Raw genomic sequence first — 19,898 nt, forward strand, 5'->3', positions numbered from 1 at the left:
TCACCTGAGGTGACCGGCGGGCGTCCGGGTATCCGGCGTCGGAAACACCGGGCGAAGTGTAGCCGGTTCTCGACCGGTTTGGGAGACTACACAACCCCCTGATCAGGAATTATGCTGGCCGCATATCGTGCCAGCGCTGGTCAGGGGGTATCCGATGCACCTCGTTCTCAGAACTGCGACTGGCAGTGCGCTCGGAGTGATTCTGGTGTTCGGAGGGGTCAACCCAGTGCTCGCTGTACAGGCCCGCGGCGGATATCCCGCCGGGGAGCAGACGGTGGTGGATCACGAGCTCGGCTCGGAGCTATCGCCCGAGGCCGTGGTCGATGCTCCCGACGTGGTGGCCCCGGAACTCGGCGAACCAGGAGAGCTCGACCCCGGTGCCGAGCTCGCGCCCCAGCCCGACGATGAGGTCGTGCCCGACGGCACCACTCCCGACGGCACTCCCCCCGACGGTGCAGTGCCCGAAACTCCGGAAGAACCGGGGCGCGCGATCGAGGACACGGACCCCGGGCCCACGCCCGCCCCCGCGCCAGCGGAGCCGGCTCCGGAGGTTCCCACCGACGCGGAGATCGACGTGTCTCAGATCCCCGAGCGGATCGCGGTCGAGGGCACGCTGATCGTGATCGCGGAAGAGGCACCCACGCCGAGTTCCCCGGCGTTCACGGAATGGTCCGGGTCAGCGAGCTCCGCAGACGCGGTCCCCCTGGACACCGCGCTCAGTGCCCCGCAGGTCCTTCTCGCTACGGATGCGGGCAGCGTGCTGCCGCTCGCCCCCGGCCAGGTCGCCGGTGCCGAAACGGGTCAGCGGTTCTTGGGCGAGGCCGAACTCGGGCCGGAGCTGCGCGTCGACGTCGCCGAGGCGCTCAGTGCCGCGGACGGCGATGCGCCGACACCGGTTGAGCCTCCGGCACCGGCTCCGGCTCCGCCAGCGGCCCCGGCTCCGGCAGCGATCCCGGCCACCGCGCCGCTCGTCGCGGAAGACATTCTGGAAGCCGCCCTCGGCGAGGCCCGCGCCGGTGGGGAACGACTGCCCGTTGCCGGGCTGATCATCCCCGGCACCGGAGTGGGAACTGAATTGCAGCCACAGGCGCATGCGGCGGACGTCCTGTTCTACGCCGGCGGCGGAAATCCCACGGACGGGCAGCTGTCTCAGCTCGTGCGCGACGCGGGGAACTACTGGGTCGGACAGACCCGGGGGGTCGTCTCGAGTCTCTCGGTCGGCGCGGTCAAGCGGAGCGAGAAGTTTGCGAAGAACCGCGGTATGCGCTGTGACTCCCGTCACCTAGACGCGCTGTGGGATGATGCGGCGCGCCAGTTTGGGCGCACTGCGAACAGCTATATCGGCTCCGGCAGGCACCTCGTGGTGTTCGTCGATGACGCCTGCGGCGCGCTCGCCCAGAACTCCGCCGGGTGGGGGAGCTACGGCGTGATGCACAGCGGCGGCATGATCTGGGTCGATCTCGGCGCGCGCCGGGCGGGTGGACTGCCGATCACGGGGGTCACGGGCATGGTGACGCACGAGCTCGGGCATAACCTCGGGCTGGGGCATGGGAAGTCTCGGGTGTGTTCGGGAACCGCGACGGATTCCCCCACGCAGGGCGGGGTGGTCCAAGCACCCTGCGCTGACGTTGAATACGGCGACCCGTTCAATGTCATGGGCATTGGTGCCTGGCGTGGCGACCGGAAGCCGCCAGCGCTGAGCATTGCCCAACAGGACGCATTGGGCGTTGCGGGATCGGGGGCCGTCCGCACGGTGCGACCCGGGGGCGGAGCCTCACAAACGTTTACGCTCGCCCCCACGGGGAACTCGGGCGGGCTGCGGGGCCTCAACATCGCGGGCTCGACCGGAGGCGAGTTCTATGTGGAGTTCCGTGCCATGAGCGGCCAGGACTCCGGAATGGGGCTGAAAGCGGGCAGCGTCTACGAGAGTGGGCAGACCCGGGGCGAGTATTTCACCGCGTCTGGGGTGCGGCTCGTGAAAGGCGACCCGGTTCGGAACCTGAATGGCACGCATCGCTACGGCAGCACCGTGGTGTCCGTGCGTGACTCGCAGTTGGGCGTGTCCGGGCTGTTCCAGACCGCGCGGAAAGGGAAGCAGCTGATCCCCTGGAACGGCACCGTGCGCGTCGTGGTCCTCGACGTTGGGGCGACGTCCGCGAAGGTGCGGGTGGACTTCATGCCCTTCGTCGATGTGCCATACTCCCACAAGTTCGCCGACGAGATCGCCTGGATGGGCACGAGTGCGCTCTCCACGGGAAGCGCCGTGGGTGGCGGCCTGCGAGAGTACCGGCCGAGCGACCGGGTCACTCGGGAGGCGATGGCGGCGTTCCTGTACCGGATGGAGGCACCGAAGAACTTCCGCGCCCCGGCGGTGTCCCCGTTCGCGGATGTTCCCGTGGGGCACAAGTTCTATCGCGAGATCAGTTGGATGTACGCGACCGGACTCTCGACAGGCACCCGGCAGGCTTCCGGCAAGCCGAAATATCACCCGAAGGCTCATGTGTCGCGGGAGGCGATGGCGGCGTTCCTCTACCGCTTGGAGCAGCCGCGCGTGAGCGCGCCGAAGGTGTCCCCGTTTCGCGATGTCCGGCCGGGGCAAAAGTTTTATCGGGAGATCGCTTGGATGTCGCAGGCGAAGCTCTCGACGGGGACCGCGCAGCCGAGCGGGAAGCCGAAGTATCTGCCCAAGACCGGGGTGTCGCGTGAGGCGATGGCGGCGTTCCTGCAGCGGTTGCAGAGATGAAAAGCGACACAAATGACGCACGCGAATTCTGAATGAGAGGTGTGAACACGTAGGGTGATTCCTGGGAAACCCGTCCCCGGTGAAAGGAACCCTGTGCGTTCACCCCTGAAACCCCTCCTCGGAGCGGCTCTGGCGATCGGCGTTGCGCTCAGCGCAAGCCCCGCCGTGGCGATCGCTCCGCCGCCCGTCATTCCGTCTCCCGAGACCACGGTGCAAGAACCGGGCACCGACCCGGCCACCACGGATCCCGGAAGCTCCGACCCGAGTGCGACCGACGGCGGTGTCACCGAGCCCGGAGCGGAACCCGGGACCGAGCCCGCGGAGCCGGAAGCGCCGACCGAGCCCGCGTCGCCAGACACGGGTGTGGCCGAGCCTGAGGCGCCCAGCGAAGGGGACGACCCCTCGGAGGTCGACCCGGAGGCGGCATCCGCCGCGGACGCGTCCGATCTGCTCGACGAGGCCGCCGTGGATCCCGAGTTGCTCACCGAAGCACCCGACACGCTGTCAGTGTCCGGCACGATCGCGGTCGTCTCGGACGAGGTGGCGCACCTTGGCTTCCCGGTTTCCGTAGCCGAAGGTGCCCACGAGGAGCAGCCGGGCGAGGCGGTTCCGGGCAGCGTGCTCGTGGCCACGGACGCCGGACCGCTCGTGAGCATCGATCCGGCGCTTGTGGGAGCAGACGTTGAGACGGGCGACCGCTTTGAAGGTGCCCTGACGCTCGACGCGACCGCTCAGGCGGCCGTCACCACCGAGATCGCCGAGAACGGGCCGGTCGCGGTCGAGGACGCGCTGACCGTCGCGAGCGCGGCGGACGGCGAGACCGGACCGCTCGCGGGAGTCTCGGGCAGCGCGGCGCCCGGCACGGCGGTGACCGCAGCGGCACCTGCCACGAAGTCCCACGGCGTCGATGTGGTGTACGTGTCCGGGTCGGATGCGGGACTGTCCAAGCTCGTCACCGATGCCGGAGCCTACTGGAAGAGCCAGACGAATGGGGCCGTCGCGAGTTTGAATCCGAGCGGACCGAAGCGTATCAACCCGGCCGGGAACACCAAGACGTTCCGGTGTTCCGTAGGATCACGGGAAACGCTCTGGACCCTCGGAGCCCGCGCATTTGGGAAGAACCCGAACTCGTACCTGACGTCGGGCCGTCACCTCGTGGTCGTCGTGGACGACAACTGCGGGAGCCTCTCGAAGAATGTTGCCGGGTGGGGCACCTTTGGGAAGATCCACTCGGGCGGTCTCGTCTGGGTGGACATCGGCGCACGCCAGAACAGTCCCTACGACAAGAGCGTGAAGGGTGCCACGGGCCTGTTGGCGCACGAAATTGGACACAACCTCGGTCTGGGGCACGGCGACACGCGTGTGTGCTCGGGAACCGTGACCGACTCGAAGACGACGAACGGCTACGCCGCATCACCCTGTTGGGACAACGAATACGGCGATGTGTTCAACGTGATGGGCCAGGGATCCTGGGCCGCCGGTGCCAAGCCCATCGGCCTGCCGATCTCGCAGAAGCACCAGCTGGGCGTGGTCCCCGCGGGGGCACTCAAGACGGTGAAGGCCTCGGGTGGCCGTTCCCAGACGTTCACGCTGCAACCCGGCGGCAGTTCCTCGGGCCTGCGGGGGCTCCGCGTAGAGAGCCCCACGGGTGGCAACTTCTACGTCGAGTACCGGAACCGCACCGGGCAGGACTCCGGCTTCTACTACACGCAGAGCGGGGCCTGGATCAACGAGTCGAGCTACCGCAACGCCTTCGAGAACCGCGGCGTCCGGGTACTCAAGGGGTTCACGAAGCCCAAGGACGGGGTCGGTTGGAAGGAAAGCACGGTCATCCCCGTCTGGGACACGGTTGGCACGACCAACGGCCGCTTCCAGACCATGCGCGCGGGCAAGAAATCGACGCCATGGAACAGCACCGCCCGCGTGACCGTGGTGTCGCTCGGCAGCACCGCGAAGGTGCGTATCGACTTCACGCCGTTCATTGATGTGCCCTACGCGCACAAGTTCGGCAAGGAGATCAACTGGATGAGCTCGGCGAAGCTCTCCACAGGGATTAATGCCGGCGGTTCGTTGCGGAAGTATGCCCCGAAGAGCAATGTGACGCGTGAGGCGATGGCCGCGTTCCTGTACCGCCTCGAGGCCCCAAAGAACTACAAGGCTCCGAAGAAGTCGCCATTCAAGGATGTCCCGACGAACCACAAGTTCTACAAAGAGATCGCATGGGTGTACACCTCTGGGCTCTCCACCGGAATTAAGACTCCGGGCGGACGAACCTACGCACCGAAGGCCAGTGTGACGCGTGAAGCAATGGCCGCGTTTATCTACCGGCTCGAGGGAGCGAAATACTCGGGTGCCAAGAAGTCGCCGTTCGCAGATATGAAGCCCGGCCAGAAGTTCTACAAGGAGATCACCTGGATGTACTCCTCGGGACTCTCCACCGGCATCAACAAGAACGGCAAGCGAATTTACAGCCCCAAGGGGAAGGTGACGCGCGAAGCGATGGCGGCCTTCATCTACCGCTTGAAGCACTAGCGTGCGACCAGGGACGCCCCGGGGATCTTTCGATCCTCGGGGCATCTCTGGTTCATGCCCGGCACGTGGGCGACACGTGGATGCTAGTAGTCGGTCCTGGTCTCGTTCCAGTGGGTGAGGGATGCCACGAGAGCCGTGATCTCATCGGCTGCGAAGTGGTCTGCTTCCCACGCCGCGTACACCGGCATGCGCGCGCGGCTTCCGTCCTGGCGGACAAAGGGTCGTCGTTCAATGGCGTACGCCGGTGGCATGAGGTCGATGCACACACCTTGGCCGGAGGCGGCGAGCGCGATCGCGAGGTCGGAGGACTCCGGCTCGGCAACGATCGTGAGCTGCTCCCGGATCGGCCACAGCTCTGCGTCGATGACCTGTCGGAGGCCGGTTCCCGGAGCGAGCACGATCAGTCGCTCCTCACGGAGATCTTCCGCGGTGATCACCGAGTGCTCGCCGAACCGGTGCCCCGCAGCGAAGTACACCCACAGCGGAGCGGTGTCCGTGAGCTCGGAGGCGAGCGTCGCGGGCGGGGGCAGCGTATTGATCGCGAGGTCGACGTCGCGCCGGAGGAGGCGCTCGTAGGCGTCAGACGCGATGCTTATGGTCGTGCTCCAGATGGGCGCGCCGGTACTGGCGACAAACGGTGCGACGACCCCACGCACTGTCGCCTCGGGGCAGACAACACGAAAGCGGTGGGCTTCGCCGGTGGCCAGGTTTCGGGCCGCGGTGGCAAGGCCGTGAGCGCGCTCGAGGAGGTCTCGGGCGAGGGGAACGAAGGCCGTCCCCGCTGCCGTCAGACGCAGGCTTGTGGGGGAGCGATCAAAGAGGCGAACCTGCAGCCTGCGTTCGAGTTCCTTCACCTGGCGTGACAGCGCCGGTTGGCTGAGCCGGAGCCGTTCGGCAGCAGCGGTGACGGAGCCGTCGTCGACCACGCAAATGAACGCCCGCAGCAGCCGGAGATCGAGGTCACTATGCATAAATCACATAATAATACTCAAAAAGTATCATTTGACCGCATGTGGAGCGTGCTGCTGGGATAGCTGCAGCGCAATGACGAGGTTGCGCGTATCCCGGAGGAGACCTCAATGCCCCAGTCGACGCCGACTGCCCGATCCATCGAAATGCGCACCGCGATCGCAACCTTCGTGGGAACCGCCATCGAGTGGTACGACTTTTTCATCTTTGGCACCGCCGCAGCGCTCGCCTTCGGCCCGGTGTTCTTCCCAGAGGTAACGCCCGCGGCGGGGCTGCTCGCTTCGTTCGCAACCTTCTGGGTCGGCTTCATCGCGCGCCCGATCGGCGGCCTGCTCTTTGGGCACCTGGGGGACCGGTTGGGACGGAAAGGCACGCTCGTCGCCACACTCCTCATCATGGGCGTCGCGACCACACTGATCGGGCTCCTGCCTGGCTACGCTCAGATCGGGATATGGGCCCCAATCCTGCTGGTCGTGTTGCGTGCGATCCAGGGCTTGGGCCTCGGGGGCGAATGGGGTGGCGCGGTCACCATGGCAACAGAGAACGCGCCGAAACAGCGGCGCGGAATCGCCGGTAGCTGGGTGCAACAGGGATCTCCGGCCGGGTCGATTCTGGCCACGCTCGTGTTTCTCGCCGTGAGTAAGCTTCCGGACGATCAGTTCTTGGCCTGGGGATGGCGGATCCCGTTCCTCGTGTCCGCCGTGCTGGTTGTCGTGGCACTCGTCATCCGGCTCACTCTTGAGGAGACGCCGGCGTTTACTCGGATGCAGGAGGCGGAACTCGTCTCGAAGGCCCCCATCCTCGAGGCCTTCACAACCGCTCCTTGGGCGATTGTGCTTGGTATTGGCGCGAGCGCGATCGGAATCGCCATCGCGTACTTCAACAACACATTTGCGCTCGCCTGGACCACGAATGAGCTCGGTGTTTCGCGTCCGGTCATGCTGAACGTGTTGCTCATCATTGCGGTGCTCCAGTTCCTCGTACAGCCCCTTGCGGCCGTCGTGGCCCATCGCATCGGCATGGCACGCGTCATGGTCGTGTCGCTCTCGGCCAGCCTGCTCCTGACGATCCCGACGTATCTGTTGATCGCCACGGGGGATCCCACGTTGATCACCCTCGGCTTGGCGATGTCGACGATCTTCTCCGCCTCCTATTTCGCTCTGCTCGCGGGGTTCCTCGCGAGCGCCTTCCCTCCGCGAGTCCGCTACTCGGGCCTCTCGATCGCCTACCAGACCTCGGCCACCATCGTGGGCGGAGCGACACCGCTGGTGGCCCAGTCTCTGCTCACCGCGTTCGACGGGGCGGTCTGGGGCGTGGCGGCCTATCACGGCATGCTCATCGCGGTCACCCTCGTGTCCGTGGTGGCGCTTGCTCGGTATGTCACCCATCACGAAGCCACGCTCACGAACACCATTCCCGTGCCGGGAGATCCGGCCGTACCCAGCGAGAGGTAGCAGTATGCAGCACGACGAACCCACGCTCTATCGGGCGTCAACAGTTCTCACTCCGGGACCAGCGCGAGACACTGCGTTCGCGGTTGCGGGCGGGCGGTTCCTCGCGACCGGGGAGCTCTCAGAGCTTCGAGAGCGGTACGCACAGGCCCGGGTGGTGGATCTCGGGAACGGCACGGTCATTCCCGGTTTGAACGACGCCCACGCCCACTTTGCCGACACGGTCCAGGGGCGTACCGAGCTCGATGTCTCGCCCCCGAACGCCCCTGATCGGGACGCGCTGTTGCGTGCAGTCAGGGCACGCGCTGCACGGGGTTCCGGGTGGGTGATCGCCGCTGGCTACGATGATTCCCTCACTGGCCCGATTTCTCGAGATGAACTTGACGCGACATGTGCGGGCAGCCCTGTACTGATTCGCCACGTGTCCGCTCACTGGGCCGTGATGAACACGGCGGCGTTGCGCGCACTCGACATTGCCGAGGACGAACCCGATCCGGCCGGGGGGAGCTACGGTCGCGATGACACGGGGCGGTTGACCGGGCATGTGTATGAGCGTGCGTTGCTGGGTCGCTATGTCGCCACAGCAGGGGAGCGGATGCGCCCCATCCCCGCGGCTACTCCTGACGTCTTGGCACAGGCGTACGATGAAACGCTGACACAGTGGAACTCCCTGGGGATCACCTCAACCTGTGACGCGTTCGTCGGGCCGCAACAGCTCGGCATGCACACCGCCGCGCACCAGCGAGGGGAACGGCGGCTCCGCGTGGGGACGCTCATCGCCGCCGAGCGGTACCACGACTTTCGCGCGCTGGGGCTTGGGACGGGATTTGGCGACGAGTGGCTTCGGGTGGTCGGCGTGAAGGCTTTCGTGGATGGGGCGGTCGGGGGCCGTACCTGCCTGGTGTCCGAACCCTTCTGCGGTACCCATGATCACGGCATGGAGTTTTCCTCCCCGGGGGCGCTGCGGGATCTGGTGCACACCGTGCACCGTGACGGCAATCGGCTCGCGATTCACGCGAATGGCGATATCGCCATTCGGCGGCTCCTGGACGCGTACGAAGAGGCGCAGCGCGCATATCCATCCGCGGTGCGACACCGCATTGAACACTGCTCCATCGTGGACCCCGAGATCATCGCGAGGATTGCCGAACTCGGCGTGATCGTCACACCCTTTGCCCGGTACGCGAATTTCTACGGGAGCCGTTTGGAACAGTGGTACGGGCGTGAGCGCACGGAGCGAATGTTCGCTCACCGAGCGCTCCTCGATGCGGGGGTGACGGTCGCGGCGTCGACGGATCACCCGGCAAGCCCGCTCTCGCCGTTCGCCGCACTGCAGTCAATGGTGACGCGGAAGGGTGATGACGGGGTGGCCGTGGGGCCGAGCCAGCGGATTTCCGTCGCGGAAGCGTTGTCGGTCTACACGGTCGGCTCGGCTGCGGCAACGGGCGAGGCGCACCTGAAGGGTCGAATCACCCCGGGGCACCTCGCAGACTTCGTGGTTCTGGATCGGAACCCGCTGGACGTTCCGGTGGACGAACTGCACTCGCTCCGAGTTTCACGCACCTATGTGGGTGGGGTACGGGTCTCAGCGGACGCCACGGTGGGATAGCGCCACGCACGACACACGCCCTCGGGGATCCGCTGGATCCCCGAGGGCGTGTGCGGTTCGTGCGGGCCTAGCGGCCGTCGAAGGTCTTGCGCCACTCCTCGACGGAGGTCATGTGCGGCAGCGCGGCCCGGTACTCGGCGGCGAGCCGGTCCCAGTCCTTCTCGATCTGGCGGCGCAGACCCTGGGCCTCGCGCAGCAGCCGCCGGAACTTGTCGCGATCGTGCCGGTACCACATCTTGCCGCTGCCGTCGGCGGCACCCACGATCACGCTCGTGTGGTGTGGGATCCGCCACCACAGCGCGTCGCGCTTGGCGTACTCCAGCTCGGGTGCGCGCTGATCGGCCTCGGCGCTGTCGCGGCGCCAGTGGCGGGGCAGCATCCGTGCCGTGAACAGGCCGAGTCCCAGGCCGGTGGGGTAGTCCGTCGGCTTTGTGAGCAGCGGAAGGGCGCGCCCGCCGACCGCGACGGGGGTATCCGTGTCGCCCGGACGGTACACCCGGGTCTCGGGGAAGTCCTTGGCGCGGGCGCGGGCTTCCGGCATGTCCCGGGAAATGTCGTCGTGGAGTCCGTTCGGGCCGCGCAGCACGGAGCGCATGCCGTCAACCGCGAGCTGCACCGCGTAGTACTGCATGTTGAGCAGCTTCTTGATGTCCTGGCGGCTGCTGTTCTGCATCAGCTTGCCGCTGCGCGGCCGATCCGAGTGCAGCAGCCCGGCGATGATCCGGTTGCGGGTGTGGAAAAACGCCTGCCAGTCCTGGGAATCGTCCTTGTCCAGCCAGGACACGTGCCACAGGGCGACGCCCGGCAGGGACACGGTGCGATACCCGGCATTGCGGGCGCGAAGGCCGTACTCGGCGTCGTCCCACTTGATGAACACGGGAAGCGAGAGCCCGATCTCGGCGATGATCTTCTTCGGGATCATGCACATCCACCAGCCGTTGTAGTCCGAGTCGAGACGCGCGTGCATCCACTTGGTCTGGCGCAGGTTGCGCTTGCGGAAGTCGTGCCGGTGCTGCTCTTCGAACGAGGGGCCCCACATGAAGGGATCCGGGCGCACGACCTCAGCCCACGCGTGAATCACGGGCTTGTCGAGGAGGTCGAACATGTGGCCGCCGACAATCACCGGTTCCCGGCTGAACCGGCCGAACTGGAGTGCGCGCAGCGCGCTCTCGGTCTCGAATTCCACGTCGTCGTCAAGCAGCAGCAGGAAGTCGCTGTCCTCGCGTTCCAGCGTTTCCGCCATCGACCGCGAGAAGCCGCCGGAGCCGCCGAGGTTGCCCTGCTCGATGATCTGCAGTTTCTCGCCGAGGCGTGCGGCGACGGCGTCGTAGCCGTCCTGATCGCGGACCTTCTGCGTGCCCTGATCCACCAGGAAGATCCGGTCGATTTCGTCGAGCAGCGCGGGGTTCTCCGCGATGTTCGCGAGGGTCGCCACGCAGTAATCCGGCTTGTTGTAGGTGGTCATGCCGAGGCTCAGCTTGCCGGTGGCGACGGGGGTCGCGTCGGTGCTCCAGCTGCCCTCCTCGAGCACGAGGTCTTCGGTGCTCGCGATCAGGTCGAACCAGTACCAGCCGCCGTCGCTGAACGAGGTGAGGGGGAGCTCGAACACCGACTCCACGGTGCCGCTGACCTTCCGCGAGTCCACACGCTGCTGCACCCCGCCCGCGTTCGAGCGGTACACGATCACGGTGCCGGGGCCGCTCGTGCGGAGCGTCAGCCGCACCGCGTCCACCACGGTCCAGCGCTGCCAGTAGGCCGCCGGGAACGCGTTGAAGTAGCTTGCGAACGAGACGCGCTGGCCGGAGCGCACGCGGCTGCTCGAACGGGAGAGCACGTTATCGATGTGGGCGTTTTCGCTCAGCCGGACGTGCCGGCCGCCGATCTTGGACCAGGTTTCGGCGTCCGCGTACAGCGGCAGCACATCGGGATCCTGATCGAGGGGGAAGACGATCGACTGGAGCGTTGTCGGCATCGAGGACACGCCTCTCTTTCCGGGTGGACGGCACATGATCAGCGCTCAGTCTAGCGTCGGATGATGTGGATCTGGCCTGGCCCGGCACCAGCACGGTCGTGGCTACTCGGGGGAGAGGTGTTCACCCGCGCGCCAGACCGCGACCGTGAGCTCGGGGCTGGCCGCCGCGATCTCCCGCAGCAGCTCGAATTCGACCCGGTCCGCGTTGCGGCGGTGCTCATCCGCGTCCGGGCCTCCGGCGCGCGCGGCGAGCCGTGCCAGCCCAAACTCCGCGAGGCGTCCGCTCTCCTCGAGCAGTTCGGTGCGCAGCTCGGAGACCACGAAGTCGTCGACGTCGGGGATCTCCTCGACGGCGACCGCCGGATCGACCCCCTCCCGCGCACGTCGCTCGAGGATCGTGTCGCGCTCGATCCGCGCGAAGCCGCGAAGCTGTTCGAGCCGTTCTGCGGTGATGGGGAGCATGCCGGTCACCGGGGAACCGTCTGAATGACGCCGGTTTTCGTGTGGACCGGGATCGGGACGCGACGCCACGGCACCCGCGTCGGCTCCGCGTCGAGGGAGGGGAGCTGGTAGTCGAAGCGGGATTTCACCGCGATCAGCACGAGCAGCACCCAGTTGCCCTCGATGAGGAGGCGGCTTTCGGTGAGTGACTGCACGATGAGCGCCACGATGACGAGGAGCGGCCACAGCGCACTCGTCGCGTAGGGCAGCGGCGGGCCGAAGCCGCGACGCGGGGCATCGACCGCGCGGAACCAGACCCGCCAGGTTGCGAGGAGTACGAGCGGCGCGAACACGAGCACGCCGACGATGCCGAGCTGGAACCACACGTCCAGCCAAGCGTTGTGGGCACTCATCACCGGGATGCCGGCCTTGACATCGAGCGAGGCGAAGGGTTCCGCCCACGGGGCCCAATAGCTCACCCAGCCCCAGCCGAACCACGGCCGCTGTTCGGCGAGATCAATCACGGCCTGCCAGGTCTCCAGGCGCCCGGTCATGTCGCCGCTCTTGCCGAGCAGCCCAAAGACGAATTCGCGGGCGAAGAGCACGAGGCCGATCGCGATCGCAATCAGGGCGGTCGCGACCACGTACAGGGGTACGCGACCCTCGGGGCCGAGGCGGCGCGCCCACAGGGCGAGCGCGAGCACCACGAGCACGGCGAGGAGCGCGACCCACACGGTCGCCCCGCGGGTGAGCAGGATCACGGCGGTCGCGGCGACGACCCAGAACCAGCCGGCGAACGGGCTGACGAGGCCAGCGCGCAGCTGGATCCCGAACACGATCAGGGCGAGCAGGCCAATGAAGCCGAACAGTACGGAGCTCGCCACGATGCCCTGAATCGGACCTCCCGCGAACAGGAGATCGCGGCTCCAGTAGAGGAGCTTCGACACCTTTTCGCCCTCCGCGGGGCGCTCGATGAAGTTCTGGAACAGGGGTTCGTGCACGAACAGCGAGACCCAGAGCTCGAACGCGAAGGACACGCCAATGATCCAGCGCAGCGCGGTGCCCAGGGTGCGCAGCACCTCGTGCCAGGTCAGGACGAACGCGAGGACCACCGCGAGCAGGGTGGTCGCGAGCTGCGCGGTGACGCCGAGCACGCTTTCGAAGCGGTATTGGGACCAGGCGATCGAGGCGAGCGCGAGCGCGAGGAACCAGTACAGGGGGGCGGGGAGACGATACCAGCGGAAGCGTTCAGGCTTTTCGCGGAGAAAGATCACGACCCCGACCACGGTGAGGACCGCAGCGATACCGAGGAACCCCCACCAGCCCACGAGGTTCCGGACGCCGTTGCTGCCGAGCGTGAGGATGAAGACGCAGATCGCGTATGCGCTCACGCCCAGTCTGGTCCTGCTTTCCGCCATAGTCGGTATGGTAGAGCATGGCGTGCACGGGACCCCGTATGCCCCGGTGTCGCTGGGGCGTCACCGGAAGCCTGAGCCCCAGTCTCCCGAGGAGTGACGTGCTGGTTTTTATCGAGAACACGCCGCGCGCGTACGCGTGGGGCTCGACGAACGCACTCGCTGAGATGCTGGGCACCTCGCCCACGGGGGAACCGCAGGCCGAGCTCTGGTTGGGGACCCACCCGGGAAGCCCGGCCCATGTGGCGAAGGCGACGCCCGTCGAACACACGCTGATCGACCTCGTGCAGGGAGACCCCGAGCGCTACGGCGTCGACGGCGGTCCGTTGCCGTTCCTCCTGAAGGTGCTCGCGATCGGTGCGCCGCTCTCGCTTCAGGTGCACCCCGACGCGGCGCAGGCCGCGGCAGGTTTCGCGGCCGAGGAGGCCGCCGGGATCCCGCGTGAGGCCCGGGAGCGCAACTACGGCGACGCACACCACAAGCCCGAGCTCCTCGTCGCGCTCAGCGACGTCACCGCGCTGAGCGGGTTTCGCTCGCTGGATTCGGCGCGGCGGGATCTGCGCGCGCTCGCGACGTGTGCGCGGGAGCGCGGGGCGACGGCGGGTGCCGGCGCGCTCGAGGCTGCCGCGGCGCGGCTCGGGGAGCGAGACGCGGAGGCCGCCCGGCGCGACTTCATCGCCTGGGCGTTCCGCGGCGATGCCGAGGTGGTCGCCGCGCTGGCGGCGCTGCCGGCAGCCGTCGCGACCCGTGCCGAGGCTACCGACGCCGACCAGGACCGGATCGCCGCTCTGCAGCGCATCCTCGAGACCCACCCCGGGGATCCGGGGGCGCTCGTCTCCCTCCTGCTCCACCACGTGCGGCTCGCCCCGGGTGAGGCGCTGTTCCTCCCCGCCCGTCAACTGCACGCCTACCTTGGCGGGATCGCGGTCGAGGTGATGGCCGCGTCGGACAACGTGCTGCGCGCCGGTCTCACGGAGAAACACGTCGACGTCGACGAACTGTGCCGGGTCCTCGACGCCGGGGAGATCGCCGAGCCGCGATTCCCGGAGCGGGCGCTCGCCGCAGGGCTGGTCGCCTGGCAGCCCGGGGTCCCGGATTTCCAGCTGCTCCGCGCGCGCGTCTGCGACCCGGACGACCGCGACGCGGGCCTCGGGGTGCCGGATCACGGTGCCGCCGCGGAGATCGAGGTGGCGGCCGCACACCCGATCGTGCTCGTGGTCACCGCGGGCCGGGTGCGCGTCGAGCGGCTCGCGACCGAGTTCGCCGAGGTCGCCACCGCGCGTCGGGGCCAGTCGCTGTACGTCTCCGCGGGTGACCCGATCCGGCTCACGGGCTCGGGCGAAGTATTCCTCGCGACCGTCGGATAGGGGCCGGGCGAGCGGCAGGCGCGAACCCGCCGAGGGAGAGTACACTTGGGGCCGTGTCGAATCCAGCAGCATCCGTCCCCGGCAGCGTGCCACAGTCCCGCAGCGAACGGCTGAGCGGGCTGGGACGCGTGCTGATCGCGGTCTATGTCGTGCTCGCGATCGCGGCGACCTTCCGCTCGGTCTTCCAGATCATGAAGAAGTTCGACGAAGCTCCGCTCGCGTACTCCCTGTCGGCCGTGGCCGGGGTCGTGTACATCGTGGCGACCGTGGCGTTGATCATGGGGATCAAGGGCGCGCACACGTCCACGGGGCGACTGTGGCGTGCGGTCGCGTGGGTGGCGCTCGCCTTCGAGCTCAGCGGCGTGCTGATCGTCGGCACCCTGAGCCTGGTCTCCCCGGAACTGTTCGCGCACCCCTCCGTCTGGTCGACCTTCGGGATCGGATACGGGTTCATTCCGCTCGTGCTGCCCGTGCTCGGCCTGGTCTGGTTGCGGCGCACGGCTCGCGCGAGCGGTGCGGTGGGCACCGCGGAGGCCGCAGCCTGATGCGGCTCGTTGCGTCCCTCGCCGAGATCGTCCCCGCCGAGTTCGCAGCGGGAAGCTGTGTCGCCATCGGGAAGTTCGACGGTCTGCACCTCGGCCATCAGTCGATCCTGCGCCGCCTGGTCGCGGACGCGCGCGCCGACGGTCAGCTCGCGGTGGTGTTCACCTTCGCGAACAACCCGCTGAGCTTCCTGAACCCGGAGCGCTGCCCGCAGCCCCTGATGAGCCGCGCACAGCGCCTCGAAGCCTTCGAGGCCGCCGGGGTTGATGTGTGTGTCATGGTCGAGTTCGACGCGGAGTTCGCGGCGATTCCGGCACCCGAGTTCGTCACCGAGGTGCTCGTGTCCCAGCTCCACGCCCGCCACGTGATCATGGGGGCGGACTTCCGCTTCGGGCATCGCGGTGCGGGCGACGGTGCGCTGTTGCACGAGCTCGGAGCGCACCACGGCTTCACGGCCGAGTCCGTGGCCTGGGTCGAGGACCCGGAGGTGGGGTCGATGTCGTCCTCCCGCACCCGCGATGCGGTGCTGGCGGGGGATGTGGAGACCGCGTCGCGCATGCTGGGCCGCCCGCCCGCGGTGCGCGGCGAGGTGGTGCACGGCGACGCCCGCGGTCGCGAGCTCGGTTTCCCCACCGCGAATCTGGGCGGCATCGTTGAGGGGCTCGTCCCGGCGGACGGGGTGTATGCGGGCTGGGTGCTGCTCGGCGGGGAACGCGAGCCGCGCGTCGCGGCGATCTCCGTGGGCAACAACCCGACGTTCACCCCGGACGAGCAGTCGCGCGTGGAAGCGTTTGTGCTCGACTTCGCGGGCGACCTCTACGGGCAGCCGATCGAGGTCCGGTTCGCGCACCGGCTGCGCGGCACGGTCCGGTTCGACTCGCTCGACGAGCTGCTCGTGCAGATGCACGCCGACGTCGCGGAGACCCGCCGCCTGCTCGAACGGTAGCGACCGCGACCCGCCCGACCCGCCCGGGGATCCCGGGCACCCGGTTCCGGGTGGTACCATGTGGAGCACGGTCGTATCCGCGAGTGTTCTGCGAGCCCCATGCCGCGCATGAGGTCAGGCTCGTTCACTGGTGTCCGGCCCCGCTCGGTACGCGTTCCGAGACCGTCCACGCTGATCAGGAGATCCATTGGCATCCAACACTGCCACGCGTCAGTCCGCTGGGAAGAACACTTCTTCGCGCAACTCGAATGCGTCCTCGCGGTCGAATGGCCGTCGCAAGCACACTCACAACGAGGGCATCATCCCGCTGCTGGCGCGCGCCGTGCGCGAGGTCGAAGCCTCCGCGCAGCGGGGCAAGGCGACCCCGGCGAACCGCACCAAGTTCCACGTCATCGCGCTGCTGATGCGCGAGGAGCGCGCTCGGATCAAGACCGACGAGACGGTCAGTGATGCGGAGCGTGCGGAGACCCTGAAGCGCCTCGACGGCGTCGCCGCGATCCTCGCGAAGACCGCGGCCCGCGACACGAGCCTCATCACGCTGCTCGAGCCGACCGCCACGATCAGCGAGGCCACGCGCCAGCTGAAGCGCAAGATGCTCACGCAGGCGGGCTTCGAGCTGCCCGAGGAGGAGAAGGCCGCGCCCGAGCCGGTGAAGGCGTACGTGCCGCCGGAGCTCGCCGAGCGCCAGGTCGAGCCGACGGGCATCGATGCCCGGATGCTGTCGAACCCCTTCCTCGCGCCGAACCTGACGCCGCCGCAGCAGCCCACCCCGGTGGTGCGCCTCGCGAACTGGGAGCTCCTCGGACCGCTGCTCAAGGCGTTCGAACAGGGCGGTGCCGGATCGGCGTGCATGCCACTGCCCGAGCCCCCGGTGCCGGATCGTCTCGCCCCCGCCGGGCGCGAGCTGATGGATCACCAGGCGCGCTTCCTCGCAAGCGTCCGCGACGGTCACCGCAGCTTCCTGCTTGCCGACGAGCCGGGCCTCGGGAAGACGGCGCAGTCCGTCATCGCCGCCTCGGTGGCCGACGCCTACCCGCTGCTCGTGGTGGTCCCGAACGTCGTGAAGATGAACTGGGCGCGCGAGGTGGAACGGTGGACGCCGCAGCGCCGCGTCACCGTCATCCACGGCGATGGCCGCGACATCGACGCGTTCGCCGACGTCTTCGTGGTGAACTACGAGATCCTCGATCGCCACCTGAGCTGGATCTCACGCTTCGGGTTCAAGGGCATGGTCGTCGACGAGGCGCACATGATCAAGAACGTGCAGTCCCAGCGTTCGCGAAACGTGCTCGCGATCGCCGAGAGCATCCGCGAGCGGACTCCGGGGACCTCCCCGCTGCTCATCGCCCTGACCGGTACGCCGCTCATCAACGACATCGACGACTTCCGCGCGATCTGGCGCTTCCTGGGCTGGACGGACGCGGAGAAGCCCGGCCCGGAGCTGATGGCCAAGCTGGAGAACAACGGCTGGACGCCCGCGGACGCCGCCTTCTACCCGGAGGCGCGGCAGAGCGTCGTCGAGATGGGGATCGTGCGCCGCCGCAAGATCGACGTCGCGGCGGATCTGCCCGCCAAGCGTGTGGTGGACCTTCCCGTGGAGCTGGACGACGAATTCGGTCGCGGCATCCGGGACGCCGAGGCGAAGCTGGCGCGCAAGCTCGTGGACCGCTTCATGGTCGTCAAGAAGGGCAAGCTGGGCGAGAAGCTCAGCGACGAAGCGATCATTCGCATGGTGTGCGCGCAGGAGCTCGAAGAATCCCACGCCTCGGCGGACGGGCTCAACGTCTTCACGATGGTGCGGCAGATTGGCCAGGCGAAGGCCGCACTTGCCGCGGACTACACGGCGCAGCTCGCGCGGTCGGTGGGCAAGGTGGTGTTCTTCGCGAAGCACATCGACGTCATGGATCGTGTCGAGGCGCAGCTGGCGGAGGCCGGTCTGAAGACCGTGTCGATCCGCGGCGATCAGAGCGCAACCTTCCGGCAGGAACAGATCGACGCGTTCAACAAGGATCCCGAGGTGTCGGTCGCGGTGTGCTCGCTGACCGCCGCCGGCGTGGGCGTCAACCTGCAGGCCTCGTCGAACGTGGTGCTCGCGGAGCTCAGCTGGACCGACGCCGAGCAGACGCAGGCGATCGACCGGGTGCACCGCATCGGCCAGGACGAGCCGGTGACCGCGTGGCGCATCGTCGCCGCGCAGACGATCGACGCCAAGATCGCCGAGCTCATCGACGGCAAGGCCGGCCTCGCCGCCCGCGCACTCGACGGGGCCGAGGCGAAGGACGAGAACGAAGATTCGGTGCAGCTGCTCGCGCTCATGGGTGTCCTGCAGCGCGCGCTCGGCGCAGCCTAGTCGCGCATCGCGCACCGCGGCCCCCGCTCCCACCCGGGAGCGGGGGCCGCTGGCCGTTTTCGGCACGCAAATGGCAGGAACGCCACTGTTCGCGCACTTCTCGCCACCGCTAGCATGGGACGAGTCCCGCCGGAGTGACCGGCGCGGCGCCCGGCGACGAAGGGGAGTCATGCGCATTGGTGTGCTCTGTTCAGGGGGCGACAGCCCGGGGATGAACGCGGCGATTCGCGGTGCCGTGCTCCGCGGTGTCGACGTGCACGGCTTCGAGATGCTCGGCTTCATGGACGGCTGGCGAGGGTTTCACGACGGAGAATACCTCCCGCTCGATCGCCTCGCGGTGCGCGGGCTTTCCCCGCGCGGCGGAGTGATTCTGGGCACGAGTCGCGTGCCACCGTTCCCGGGGGGCCGGGGCACCCCGGAGGCGCTGCGCTCGGTGGCCGAGCGCTTCCGCGCGCTCGGACTCGACGGGCTGCTGCTCATCGGCGGCAACGGCACGCAGACGGTGGCCCGCATGCTCTCCGATGCCGGGATGCCGGTGATCGGGCTTCCGAAAACCATCGACAACGATCTTGACGGCACCGACTATACCTTCGGGTTTGACACCGCCGTCTCGATCGCGGCCGAGGCCATCGACCGGCTCCGCACCACGGGGGAGTCGCATCGGCGCTGCATGGTGCTCGAGGTGATGGGCCGCGACGCGGGGTGGATCGCGCTCCACGCCGGCATGGCGGGCGGCGCACAGCTCACGCTCGTGCCCGAGTTCCCCGAGACGATCGAACAGATCTCGGAGTGGGTGCTCAGCGTGCGCGACCGCGGACGCTCCTCGTTGGTGGTGGTCGCCGAGGGCTTCCGGCTCGCGGGGAGCGAGGCCGGGGCCGTGGGAACGCAGGTCACGCGCGAGGGACACGACGGCTTCGGGCGGCCGCGGCTGGGCGGCGTGGCCGAGGTGCTGGCGCCGCTCATCGAGGAACACGCGGGCGTGGAGACGCGGGCCACGGTGCTCGGGCACGTGCAGCGTGGTGGCCCGCCGACCGCGTTCGACCGGGTGCTTGCGACGCGCACCGGGATCGCCGCCGCGGACGCGGTCGCGCGCGGCCAGTGGGGCATGATGGCCGGGCTACGGGGGGACCGGATCGAGCTGGTGCCGTTCGTCGAGGCCGTCGGCCGACTCAAAACCGTCCCGGCCGCGCGCTATGCCGAGGCGCGTCGCAACTTCGGCTAGCGCGCCCGCACGGGGCGATGCGTTCGGCTACAGGCCGAGCTTCTCCTTGACGTCGTTCAGCGACGGGTTCGTCGCGGTGCTGCCGTCGGGGAATACGACGGTGGGGACGGTCTGGTTCCCGCCGTTTGCCGCCATGACGAGCTCCGGTGTCCCCGGGGTGTTCTCGATGTCGATCTCGGTGTAGCCGATGCCGGTCTTGTCGAGCATCAGCTTGAGGCGCTTGCAGTACCCGCACCACTCGGTGGAGAACATGGTGATGGTGCCGGTCTCGGGCACGAAATCGGTCAGCTGCGCAGTGCTCACGGATGCTCCTTCAGTGGTGTGATCTGGACGTCAGT

At 68.1% G+C, this 19,898-nt stretch carries 14 protein-coding genes; 9 read left to right on the top strand and 5 right to left on the bottom strand.

Annotation, left to right across the window (positions count from 1 at the left end):
* Window positions 1-226 precede the first annotated feature (226 nt).
* Window positions 227-2,743 carry a hypothetical protein gene (locus D3230_RS11060; RefSeq protein ID WP_202345090.1) on the top strand — a complete coding sequence of 839 codons (2,517 nt, stop codon included), beginning with the start codon at window positions 227-229 and terminating at the stop codon, window positions 2,741-2,743.
* Between the two features lie 93 nt (window positions 2,744-2,836).
* Window positions 2,837-5,275 (top strand): S-layer homology domain-containing protein, encoded by a 2,439-nt coding sequence (locus D3230_RS16440; RefSeq protein WP_202345091.1) that lies wholly within the window; start codon window positions 2,837-2,839, stop codon window positions 5,273-5,275.
* Between the two features lie 83 nt (window positions 5,276-5,358).
* Here the strand turns inward: D3230_RS16440 and D3230_RS11070 are convergent, their stop codons facing one another.
* The gene (locus D3230_RS11070; RefSeq protein ID WP_202345092.1) at window positions 5,359-6,246 is read right to left on the bottom strand and encodes a LysR family transcriptional regulator; all 888 of its coding nucleotides are present in this window, start codon (window positions 6,244-6,246) and stop codon (window positions 5,359-5,361) included.
* A 108-nt stretch (window positions 6,247-6,354) separates the two neighbouring features.
* Here D3230_RS11070 and D3230_RS11075 point away from each other — a divergent pair, with 108 nt between their 5' ends.
* Both D3230_RS11075 and D3230_RS11080 read left to right on the top strand, forming a co-directional pair.
* Entirely contained in the window at window positions 6,355-7,698 is a 1,344-nt protein-coding gene (locus tag D3230_RS11075) for an MFS transporter (protein ID WP_237467360.1), read from the top strand.
* A 4-nt stretch (window positions 7,699-7,702) separates the two neighbouring features.
* On the top strand, window positions 7,703-9,304 hold the full coding sequence (locus D3230_RS11080; protein WP_202345093.1) for an amidohydrolase: 1,602 nt from the start codon (window positions 7,703-7,705) through the stop codon (window positions 9,302-9,304).
* Window positions 9,305-9,371: 67 nt separating this feature from the next.
* Here the strand turns inward: D3230_RS11080 and D3230_RS11085 are convergent, their stop codons facing one another.
* The 3 genes from D3230_RS11085 to D3230_RS11095 form a co-directional block, all read right to left on the bottom strand.
* Entirely contained in the window at window positions 9,372-11,276 is a 1,905-nt protein-coding gene (locus D3230_RS11085) for a glycosyltransferase (protein WP_202345094.1), read from the bottom strand.
* A gap of 102 nt (window positions 11,277-11,378) precedes the next feature.
* Window positions 11,379-11,738: a hypothetical protein gene (locus D3230_RS11090; RefSeq protein ID WP_202345173.1), complete on the bottom strand. Its 360-nt coding sequence runs from the start codon at window positions 11,736-11,738 to the stop codon at window positions 11,379-11,381.
* Window positions 11,739-11,743: 5 nt separating this feature from the next.
* Complete coding sequence (locus D3230_RS11095) at window positions 11,744-13,108, bottom strand: O-antigen ligase family protein (protein ID WP_337249160.1); 1,365 nt, start codon at window positions 13,106-13,108, stop codon at window positions 11,744-11,746.
* Between the two features lie 125 nt (window positions 13,109-13,233).
* Between D3230_RS11095 and manA the strand changes: the two genes are divergently transcribed.
* The 5 genes from manA to D3230_RS11120 all read left to right on the top strand — a co-directional run bounded on the left by manA (window position 13,234) and on the right by D3230_RS11120 (window position 19,560).
* The gene (gene manA, locus D3230_RS11100) at window positions 13,234-14,499 is read left to right on the top strand and encodes a mannose-6-phosphate isomerase, class I (protein ID WP_202345096.1); all 1,266 of its coding nucleotides are present in this window, start codon (window positions 13,234-13,236) and stop codon (window positions 14,497-14,499) included.
* Between the two features lie 86 nt (window positions 14,500-14,585).
* A complete protein-coding gene (locus D3230_RS11105) occupies window positions 14,586-15,044 on the top strand; it encodes a hypothetical protein (protein ID WP_202345174.1) in 459 nt (152 codons plus the stop codon).
* A complete protein-coding gene (locus D3230_RS11110) occupies window positions 15,044-15,988 on the top strand; it encodes a bifunctional riboflavin kinase/FAD synthetase (protein ID WP_202345097.1) in 945 nt (314 codons plus the stop codon). The genes D3230_RS11105 and D3230_RS11110 overlap by 1 nt, the downstream gene beginning before the upstream one ends.
* 187 nt (window positions 15,989-16,175) lie before the next feature.
* Window positions 16,176-18,338, top strand: a complete 2,163-nt coding sequence (locus D3230_RS11115) for a DEAD/DEAH box helicase (RefSeq protein WP_202345098.1) — start codon at window positions 16,176-16,178, stop codon at window positions 18,336-18,338.
* Window positions 18,339-18,507: 169 nt separating this feature from the next.
* On the top strand, window positions 18,508-19,560 hold the full coding sequence (locus D3230_RS11120; protein WP_202345099.1) for a 6-phosphofructokinase: 1,053 nt from the start codon (window positions 18,508-18,510) through the stop codon (window positions 19,558-19,560).
* 27 nt (window positions 19,561-19,587) lie between these two features.
* On the opposite strand, the gene D3230_RS11125 is transcribed toward D3230_RS11120, so the two are convergent.
* Window positions 19,588-19,812: a mycoredoxin gene (locus D3230_RS11125; RefSeq protein ID WP_202345175.1), complete on the bottom strand. Its 225-nt coding sequence runs from the start codon at window positions 19,810-19,812 to the stop codon at window positions 19,588-19,590.
* Window positions 19,813-19,898 lie beyond the last annotated feature (86 nt).

Source organism: Leucobacter chromiireducens subsp. solipictus (assembly GCF_016758195.1).
Lineage (GTDB): Bacteria > Actinomycetota > Actinomycetes > Actinomycetales > Microbacteriaceae > Leucobacter > Leucobacter solipictus.